This is a genomic window from Mesorhizobium sp. M0768, assembly GCF_040320195.1.
Classification (GTDB): Bacteria; Pseudomonadota; Alphaproteobacteria; order Rhizobiales; family Rhizobiaceae; genus Mesorhizobium.
Map to the genome: position 1 here is coordinate 258,177 of NZ_JAMYPD010000006.1, position 10,375 is coordinate 268,551.

6 protein-coding genes are annotated in these 10,375 nt (G+C 64.4%); all 6 read left to right on the forward strand.

Annotated elements, in window-relative coordinates; translation table 11 throughout:
• Positions 1-126: 126 nt before the first annotated feature.
• Complete coding sequence (locus tag NKI08_RS11355) at positions 127-5,607, forward strand: alpha-2-macroglobulin family protein (protein ID WP_352769177.1); 5,481 nt, start codon at positions 127-129, stop codon at positions 5,605-5,607.
• Positions 5,608-5,617: 10 nt separating this feature from the next.
• Positions 5,618-5,797, forward strand: a complete 180-nt coding sequence (locus tag NKI08_RS11360) for a hypothetical protein (protein ID WP_352769180.1) — start codon at positions 5,618-5,620, stop codon at positions 5,795-5,797.
• Positions 5,798-5,808: 11 nt separating this feature from the next.
• Complete coding sequence (gene pbpC / locus NKI08_RS11365) at positions 5,809-7,899, forward strand: penicillin-binding protein 1C (protein WP_352769183.1); 2,091 nt, start codon at positions 5,809-5,811, stop codon at positions 7,897-7,899.
• A 9-nt stretch (positions 7,900-7,908) separates the two neighbouring features.
• A complete protein-coding gene (locus NKI08_RS11370; RefSeq protein ID WP_352769186.1) occupies positions 7,909-8,640 on the forward strand; it encodes a M15 family metallopeptidase in 732 nt (243 codons plus the stop codon).
• A 218-nt stretch (positions 8,641-8,858) separates the two neighbouring features.
• Entirely contained in the window at positions 8,859-9,887 is a 1,029-nt protein-coding gene (locus tag NKI08_RS11375) for a sulfate ABC transporter substrate-binding protein (RefSeq protein WP_352473515.1), read from the forward strand.
• Positions 9,888-9,905: 18 nt separating this feature from the next.
• A partial coding sequence (locus NKI08_RS11380; RefSeq protein WP_502899586.1) for an ABC transporter permease occupies positions 9,906-10,375 on the forward strand: 470 nt, incomplete at its 3' end.

Sequence of the window (10,375 nt, forward strand, 5' to 3'; positions counted from 1 at the left end):
GGAGCTACTACCGGTCACCGGCCGGAAAGCAAACCGTTGGCAGGCGGATCCTGCCGCGTCCTGATGTTGACAAGCGCGACTGAAGCTTGAAGATTTCTGGACGTAAGCACTTGTCTGGAGGGGTTTATGGCAATGCGCGCGGCTCGTGGTCTATCGATTCTTTTCCTTCTCTTTTTTGCCTGGAGCGGTGTCGCGCAAGCGGCCGAAGCCCGGCGCGTGGTGACATCGGACAATTCCGACTATTTCGGTTTCGATCTCAGATCCGACCAGAATGTCAGCCTCGACCAGTGCAAGACCACCTGCCTCGGCGACCCGGCCTGCCGCGCCTTCACCTACAACCTCAAGGCCAAATGGTGCTTCCTTAAATCCGATTACAATTCGTTGAAACCCTTCGGTGGCGCCGTCGCCGGCAAGGTCGTCAACATCGATGGCGATCCCGACATCGGCGCGCCACCCGAACTCGCCTTCTTCCCCAACTGGATGGCCGACCAGGCCCAGCAATACCGCAACAACCTCACTGGCCCGACCTACACCAAGCCGACCGAGGGGCTGACGGCGCTGAGGGCCGCCGCCGAACGGTCGGCGCTGACGGGCGACCATCGCTCGGCCATGCACAAATACGAAGCGGCGGTTTCGGTGCTGCCGGATGATGGCCAGCTCTGGCTCGAGTTGGCGCGCGAAACGCTTGCCGTCCATCCGACCGCCAACAGCTCGGAGCCGTCGACCCTGCCGGCGAACGCCACTTCCGCCGCCTTCAACGCCTACAAATTGCTGCGCACCACCAAGACGCGCGCCGACGTGCTGGCGCTGCTCGGGGACGGCCTTGATCGCCGCGATCTCTACAGGCCGGCTCTGCAGGCCTACGAGGCGAGCCTCGCTCTCGTCAATTCGCCGGCAGTCAGGGCCGCCTATCAGGATCTCAAGGCCCGCAAGGGCTTCCGCGTCATCGATCATACCGTCGATGCCGACACCAGCGCGCCACGCATCTGCGCGCAGTTCTCCGAGGAACTGGTCAAGACCGGCGTCGACTACTCGCAGTTCGTTACTGTCGACAACGCCGCTCCCAAGGGCGTCGAAGCCAAGGACAAGCAGATCTGCGTCGAAGGACTCGAGCACGGCCAACATTATGACGTGACCTTCCGCGCCGGCTTGCCGGCCGCCATTGGCGAGGTCACCGCGGCACCGGTGGTTCTGTCGATCTACGTGCAGGACCGCGCGCCTTCGGCCCGCTTCACCGGCGACAGCTTCGTGCTGCCCGCCGGCGCACGCCGAGGTATACCGGTCGTCACCGTCAACATGAATGCCGCCCAAATGAAGCTCTTCCGCATCGGCGACCGCTCGCTGGCCCAGCTTCTGTCGGGATATCAGTTCCTGCGCCAGCTTGACGGCTACGACATTTCGAACATCTCCGAACAGATGGGCGAGCCGGTCTGGCAAGGCCAGCTCGACATCGCCAACGACCTCAACAAGGAAGTCACCACCTCCTTCCCAATCGACGAGGCTTTGCCGAAGCGCAAGCCCGGCGTCTATGTGCTGACCGCACAAGCCGTCAACGATCGCAGCGACGACTATGATTCGCACGCCACGCAATGGTTCGTCGTCTCCGATATCGGCCTGTCGACCTATACCGGACAGGATGGGCTGAACGTCTTTGCCCGTTCGCTCGCAACCGCCAAGCCGATCGCCGGCGCCGAGCTGACGCTGCTGGCCAGGAACAATGAAATCCTCGGCACCGCGACCACCGACGCGGAAGGGCGGGCGGTGTTCAATCCCGGCCTGACGCGCGGCGACAGCGGCATGGCCCCGGCCGTGCTGATGGCCAAACAGGGCGACGACGATTTCGTCTTCCTCGATATGGGCCGCGCCGGCTTCGACCTGTCCGACCGTGGCGTCGCCGGACGGCCGGCACCTGGCGCGCTCGACGTCTATGCCTGGACCGAGCGCGGCATCTACCGCGCCGGCGAAGATGTCCATGTCGCGGCCCTTGCCCGCGACAGTGCCGCCAAGGCGGTCGAGAACCTGCCGCTGACCTTCATCTTCTCGCGGCCCGACGGCGTCGAGGACCGCCGCATCGTCAGCGACGGCGCATCGGCCGGCGGTCACGCTGTCGACCTGCCGCTGGAACCCAACGCCATGCGCGGCACCTGGACGGTGGCGATCCATACCGATCCCAAGCAGGCGGCGGTCGCCAGCCAGATGTTCCTGGTCGAGGACTTCGTGCCGGACCGCATCGAGTTCGACCTGTCCTCCGACAAGCAGGAGATCGCCCAGGGCGAGACCGCCAACATTACCGTCGACGGCCGCTTTCTCTACGGCGCGCCGGCCGCGGGCCTCGCGCTCGAAGGCGAATTGACGCTGTCGACCGCCCGCGATTGGGACCGCTTCAAAGGCTATTCTTTCGGTCTGGCCGACGAACAGTCGGCTGAACCGACGGTGACGCCCTTCACCGGCCTGCCGGTGGTCGGCGAGGACGGCAAGGCGACTTTCCCGGTCTCCGTCGATCAATTGCCATCCACCACCAAGCTGGTCGATGCAAAGGTCACTGTCAGGATGCGTGAAACCGGCGGCCGTGCCGTCGAGCGCTCGCTGAATATCGGCATCCGCCCGCAGGGCCACATGATCGGCATCCGCCCGGATTTCGACGACGACGAGGTGCCGCAAGGCGGCACGGCCAAGTTCAGCCTGATCGCTGTCGACCCAGACGGCAAGCGTGAGGCGCTGAAGGGCGCGCAGTGGTCGCTGGTCAAGGTCGAGCGCAGCTACCAGTGGTACCGCTCGAGCAACTCCTGGAACTATGAGCCGGTCACCTTCACCAAGGCGGTGGCCAACGGCCAGGTCGACCTGAGCGCCGATGGCGAGGCGACGGTGTCGCTGCCGGTCGACTGGGGCCGCTACCGGCTCGAGATCGAGACAGCGGATCCGGAAGGCCCGGCCACCAGCTACGAGTTCGACGCCGGCTGGTATGTCAGTTCCACCACCACCGAAACGCCCGACGGCCTAGAGATCGCCCTCGACAAGGATACCTATGCGGCGGGTGAAGTGGCGAAGCTCAAAGTGTCGCCGCACTTTGCCGGCGAGCTGCTCGTCACCATCGGCGCCGACAAGCTCCTGAAGACCGTCACCGCCAGCGTGCCGGCCGGCGGCAGCACCGTCGACATCCCGGTCGGCGACGACTGGGGTGCCGGCGCCTACGTCACGGCAACGCTGTTCAGGCCGGGCGATGCGCAAGAGACGCGTATGCCGGCGCGCGCCATCGGCGTCAAATGGCTGAAGCTCGATCCCGGCTCGCGGAAGCTTGCCGTCAGCTTGGCGCCGCCGGACAAGACCATGCCGCGCCAGCAGCTGTCGATCCCGGTGGCCGTAGCCGGCGTGCAGCCCGGCACCAACGCCTATGTCATGGTCGCGGCCGTCGACGTCGGCATCCTCAACCTGACCAACTACAAGGTACCGGATCCGGAGAACTGGTTCTTTGGCCAGCGCATGCTCGGTCTCGAGGTTCGCGACATCTATGGCCGGCTGATCGACGGCTCGCTGGGCACAACCGGTAAGCTGCGCACCGGCGGCGACGGCGCCAACATGCAATCGCAAGGCAGTCCGCCGACCGAAAAGCTGGTCGCCTTCTTCTCCGGCCCGGTCCAGCTCGACTCCGACGGCAAGGCGCGGATCGACTTCGACATACCGCAGTTCAACGGCACCGTGCGCGTCATGGCCGTCGCCTGGACAAAGGAAGCAGTCGGCCATGCCCAGTCCGACGTCATCGTTCGCGATCCGGTGGTGATCACCGCCGGCCTGCCGCGATTCCTGGCGCCCGGCGATTCCGCCGTCATGCGGCTCGATGTCGCCGACACCGACGGCCCTGCTGGCGACTACAAGCTGACCATCGACACGACGGGCGACCTGTCTACCGGCAGTGCCGCCTTGCCTGAAAAGCTGACGCTGGCCAAAGGCAAGCGGCAGACGCTGACCGTGCCGTTGATTGCGCGGACCGCGGGCAACGCCTCGATCACCATCAAGCTTGCGCATGCCGACGGCACCGCTGTCGAGCAGACGCTCTATGTGCCGGTGCGCCCAGCGCAACTGCCGGTGACCACCCGCATGGTCGTCGACCTCAAGGGCAATGGCGGCGCGCTGCGCGTCGACAAGGAACTGCTGGCGGCAAGCCTGCTCGATGGCGCTTCGATCAGCGTCGGCGTTTCGCAGGCGGCTGCCTTCGATGTACCGTCGCTGCTGATGACGCTCGACCGCTATCCCTATGGTTGCGCCGAACAGACCACCAGCCGCGCCATGCCGCTTCTCTACGTCAACGAGATGGCTTCCGGCATCGGCATGGCCAGCGACCCCGATCTGCATGGCCGCGTCCAGGACGCTATCTACAAGGTGCTGAGCTACCAGGCATCGGCCGGCAGCTTCGGCCTGTGGGGTCCGGGTTCCGGCGATCTGTGGCTCGACGCCTATGTCACCGATTTCCTGACCCGGGCGCGCGAGCAGAAATACGACGTGCCGGCTTTGGCGATGAACCAGGCGCTGAGCAATCTGCAGAACGCGATCGGCTACGATCAGGACGTCCAGGATCGCGGCAGCGAGATCGCCTATGCGCTCTATGTGCTTGCCCGCAACAAGAAGGCCTCGGTCGGCGATCTGCGTTATTATGCCGACACCCAGCTCGAAGCCTTTACCAGCCCGATGGCCGTCGCCCAGTTGGCGGCGTCTCTCGCGCTCTACGGTGACACCCAGCGCTCGGAGGCAACCTTCCAGGCCGCGCTGCAACTGGCCAAGTCGACGCCCGAATATGACTATTACCGGTCCGACTATGGCTCGCCGCTGCGCGACGGCGCGGCGATCCTGGCGCTTGCCGCGGAAAGCAAGCCGGTGCCGACCATCGTGCCGGCGCTGATCCAACTAGTGACCAGGGAACGCGCCGACGCCAGGTGGACCAGCACACAGGACGAGTCCTGGATGCTGCTGGCGGCCCGCGCGCTGAAGGCCGGCAATGATTCGATCGCGCTGACCGTCAACGGCGCACCGCATGCCGGCGGCTATTCGGACCAGATCGCTGGTGGCGACCTGGCCGACAGTCCGCTGACCATCGTCAACACCGGCAGAAATCCGCTGCAGGCGGTCGTCACCACCGTGGCCTCGCCGATCCAGCCTCTGCCGGCCGGCGGCAACGGCTTTACCATCAGCCGTACCTACTACAAGCTAGACGGCACAGAGGCCAACGTGACGGAGGTCAAGCAGAACGAACGCTATGTCGTCGTGCTCAAGGTTTACGAGCAGAACACCTGGCCTTCGCGACTGCTGATCACCGACCTGTTGCCGGCCGGCTTCGAGATCGACAATCCGGGCCTGGTCTCCAGCGCCCAATTGACGAACTTCTCCTGGCTGGCGCAGACCGATGCCGCTCATCTCGAATTCCGCGACGACCGTTTCGTCGCGGCTTTCAATCCCAACGACGGCGACGGCGACCGCAACATCACGCTCGCCTACGTCGTGCGCGCGGTGACGCCGGGCACCTATGCCCACCCGGCGGCAACGATCGAGGACATGTACCGGCCGCAATATTCGGCCCGCACCGCCACCGGCATGATGGAGGTCAAGGCGCCGTAAGGATAGGAATATGGCGGTGGCGCTGCCCCTCATTGCCCTGCCGGGCATTTCTCCCCGTATAGAGACGGGGAGAAAGAGCCATGCGCCGAAGTTTTCGCCGAACTTTAACGTCGCAGAAAAGGCGCCAAGGGTCGCGACAGCCCGCTTCTCCCCGTCACTAAACGGGGAGAAGGTGCCGGCAGGCGGATGAGGGGCGGCGCCATGCTCTCCAGAAAATTCCTGCGCCGAGCGGCCATCACGGGCATTTCCTTGGCCGGTCTCGCGGCAATCACCGCCTTCGGCCTCTGGCAGCTCGACCGCGCATTTCCGCCGCCGCTGCCGGCTGCTTTGACGGTCTCGACCGAGGTGCAGGACCGAGACGGCCAGCTGCTGCGCGCCTTCGCTACGCCGGATGGCTACTGGCGGCTCGCTACCAGCCTCGACCAGGTCGACAAGCAGTTCGTCGACATGCTGGTCACCTATGAGGACAAGCGTTTCTGGGATCATCAAGGCGTCGACGTGCTGGCACTGGCGCGTGCCGCCGGCCAGTTCGCGACCAGCGGCCATATCGTCTCCGGTGGTTCGACGCTGCCGATGCAACTCGCCCGGCTGATCGAACCGCGCGACAGCCGCAGCCTCGGCTCGAAGATCAAGCAGATGCTGCGCGCCCTCCAGATCGAACGGCGGCTTTCCAAGCGCGAGATCCTCGAACGCTATCTGACGCTGGCGCCCTATGGCGGCAATCTCGAAGGTGTGCGCGCCGCTTCGCTTGCCTATTTCGGCAAGGAGCCGAAACGGCTGACGGTCTCGGAGGCGGCCCTGCTCGTCGCTTTGCCGCAATTGCCGGAAAAGCGGCGCCCTGACCGCAACCTCGACGTCGCCCATGCTGTCCGCGACCGCGTGCTGACCCGCATGGTCTCGGCAGGCCTGCTCGGCGAACGTGAGGCCGCGCGTGCCGCGCTCGACGATGTGTCGGGGCTGCGGCGGACCTTGCCGGCGCTCGCTGCCCATGCGGCCTATACGATGCTGTCCAAGGCCATTCCCGGCCAGAAGCTGCAACTGACGATCCGCAAGAGTGTCCAGGAAGGGCTGGAGCAGGTGGCCAAGGATGCGGCCGCCAGGCTCGGCCCTCGCCTCTCGGTGGCCATGGTACTGGCCGATGCCCGTACCGGCGATATTCTTGGTGAGGTCGGCTCTGCCGATTTCTTCGATGCCAGCCGTTCGGGCTGGATCGACATGACCAAGGTCGTTCGCTCGCCTGGCTCGACGCTGAAGCCGTTCATCTACGGCCTCGCCTTCGAACAAGGCCTGGTGGCGCAGGAGATGCTGATCGAGGACAGCCCAGCCGATTTCGCCGGGTATCGGCCGAAGAACTTCGACATGGGCTATCAGGGCGATGTCAGCATCAGGCAGGCGCTGCAATTGTCGCTCAACGTGCCGGCGATCCGCGTGCTCGACGCGGTCGGCCCGGCCCGGCTGATGGCACGCTTTCGACAGGCCGATGTGACCCCTATCCTGCCCGTCAACGAAGCGCCCGGCCTGGCGATCGGCCTCGGCGGCGTCGGGGTGACCCTGCGCGACCTGGTCCAACTCTATGCCGGCCTTGCCAATGGCGGCAAGGCACACACGCTGCATGACGGCACCGAGCCGGCGAATGCCGAACGCTCGACCACCACCATCCTCGACGGGCAGGCGACCTGGCAGATCACCGACATCCTGTCAGGCGTCAAGCCTCCCCAGGGTGCCGCCCAACGCAGCATCGCCTACAAGACCGGCACCTCCTACGGCTATCGCGACGCCTGGTCGGTCGGCTTCGACGGCCGCTACGTGCTCGGCGTCTGGGTCGGCCGCCCCGACGCCGGTGCGGTGCCCGGCCTGTCCGGCTATGTCTCGGCTGCGCCCATCCTGTTCGAAGGTTTTGTCCGTTCCGGCCTGGCCGCCGTACCACTGCCGAGCCAGCCGTCCGGCGTCCGGCGTCCGAAACGCGAGGAGCTGCCGGTGACGCTGACGCGCTTCGGCGCCGGCACCGATGGGCTGGTGCAGGCGACGCCGACCGAACCTGCGCCAACCATCATCTTTCCGCCCGACGGCGCTCGCGTCGATCTCGGCACTTCCTCGGCCGACGCCTCGCCGCTGGTGCTCAAGCTGCAAGGCGGCCGCGCACCATTCCGCTGGCTGGCCAACGGCAAGCCGCTGGTCGGCATCGACCGGCGGCGCACCGCGACCTGGCAGCCGGACGGCGCCGGCTATTCGACCCTGACCGTGATCGACGCGGCGGGACGCGCGGCCAGTGTGAAGGTTTTCGTCGAGTGAAAGTTTCCCTTGAATAATTTCCGGCAGGTGATTCAGGGGATTGGGTTTTACGTCTTGCTTTCGGGCGCCGGTATTTCCTCGGCCTTTGCTGACACCCTCCCCGCCGGCTTTGTTCGGCTAGCCGACATCGATCCCAATATCCGGCAGGATATCCGCTATGCCGGCCTCGAGAATTTCCTGCATCGCAAGGTAAGCGGCTACGATGCGCCGGTATGCATCCTCACCAGGCAAGCGGCGCAAGCGCTTTCGGCAGTGCAGAAAGCGATTGCCGCCGAAGGACTGACGCTGGTCGTGTTCGACTGCTATCGCCCTGCGCGGGCTGTCTCCGACATGGGTGACTGGACAAAAACGAGTGGGCCACCGGACGCGCAATGGTACCCAAAGGTCAAGCGCAAGGATCTCATCGCCAAGGGCTATATCGGCGAACTGTCCACCCATTCGCGCGGATCGACGGTCGATGCCGCGATCGCGCGAGCCGACCGCAAGAGCGCTCCGAAACCGGCCTGTGGCGCGACCGATGCCGACACGCTCGATTTCGGCACGGGTTTCGACTGTTTCGATCCAGCGAGCGAAACGGCTCACCGACCGATAGCCAGTGAAGCGGCGGCTAACCGCAAAAGACTTGTCGAGGCGATGCGTGCCCGCGGCTTCAAGAATTACGCCCGCGAATGGTGGCACTTCACGCTGGAGAACGAGCCGTTTCCAAAAGAGCGCTTCAACTTTCCCGTTACCGCCGAATAGCCGGCCGCAACCTTCGGGCGCAACGCAGCCATTGCCGAAGAGCTAGCCGTCTCTAGATAATCGCGTCGGGATCGCAATCATGGTCCATGCGGGGAAAATAGTTTCTCGCATCGCCGAAACTGGGCGAAAAATTGCTTCAATAGGCCAAAAAAGGCAACATTGAATGCATCTAAATTCTATCAATTCGGTAGATTGGCGCGAGTTCAACGGAGGCGGAAATGACCAAACCTCATTTCAGGAAACTGCTCGGCGCACTGGTCGCCACATCTGTCCAGTTCGGCACGCTCGGTTTCGCGTTTGCCGACACCACCATTCTCAACGTGTCCTATGATCCGACGCGTGAGCTCTACAAGCAATTCGATGAGGCCTTTGTCGCCCACTGGAAGGCCGAGACAGGCGAGACCGTCACCGTCCAGCAGTCGCATGGCGGATCCGGCGCCCAGGCGCGCGCCGTGATCGACGGGCTCGACGCCGACGTGGTGACGCTGGCGCTCGAAGGCGACATCAACGCCATTGTCTCGAAAACGAAGAAGATCAATCCCGACTGGCGGACGAAATTCGAAAACAATTCGGCGCCCTACACCTCGACGATCATCTTCCTCGTCCGCAAGGGAAACCCCAAGGGCATTCATGATTGGGGCGATCTGGTCAAGGACGATGTCCAGGTGATCACGCCCAATCCGAAAACCTCCGGCGGCGCGCGCTGGAACTATCTTGCCGCCTGGGCCTATGCCAGCGCCAAGGATGGCGGCGACGAGGCCAAGACCAAGGAATTCGTCGGCAATCTCTATGCGCATGTCCCGGTTCTCGACACCGGTGCGCGCGGCGCCACCGTGACCTTCGCGCAAAAAGGACTGGGCGACGTGCTGCTCGCCTGGGAAAACGAGGCCTATCTGGCGCTCGACGAGTTCGGCGCCGACAATTTCGATATCGTCTACCCGCCGACCTCGATCCTGGCCGAGCCGCCGGTCGCCGTGGTCGACGCCAATGTCGACGCCAAAGGCACGCGCAAAGTTGCCGAAGCCTATCTGAGCTACCTCTATTCCAAGGAAGGCCAGACGCTCATCGCCAAAAACCATTATCGCCCTTCGAAGCCCGAACTGGTGCCGGCGGAGGACTTGGCCAAGCTGCCTGAGATCAAGCTGGTCACCATCGACGACCCGCTTTTTGGCGGCTGGAAGAAAGCACAGCCTTATCATTTCGGCGACGGTGGTATATTCGACCAGATCTACAAGCCGGCCCAGTAGCATTTAGATCAGGACGACATGACCACAGCACCCGCCAAGGCGGGGTGGCGATTCAGGCAGCCGAGCGTCATTCCGGGTTTCGGATTGACGCTCGGCTTCTCGCTTGCCTACCTCACCCTCATCATCCTCATTCCCCTGTCCGGGCTGGTCTGGCGCTCGGCGGCGCTCGGCTGGACCGACTTCTGGGCGATCGTCACCGACCGCCGCACCATCAACGCGCTTGAAATCAGCTTCGGCACCGCCTTCATTGCCGCTGCGGTCAACGTCGTCTTCGGCACGATCGTCGCGTGGGTGCTGGTGCGCTACAGCTTTCCAGGCCGCCGCATCGCCGATGCCATGGTCGACCTGCCCTTCGCGCTGCCGACGGCGGTTGCCGGCATCGCTTTGACCACGCTTTACGCACCGAATGGCTGGATCGGAAGCCTGCTGACGCCGCTCGGCATCAAGGTCGCGTATACGCCGCTCGGCATCGTCATCGCGCTGATCTT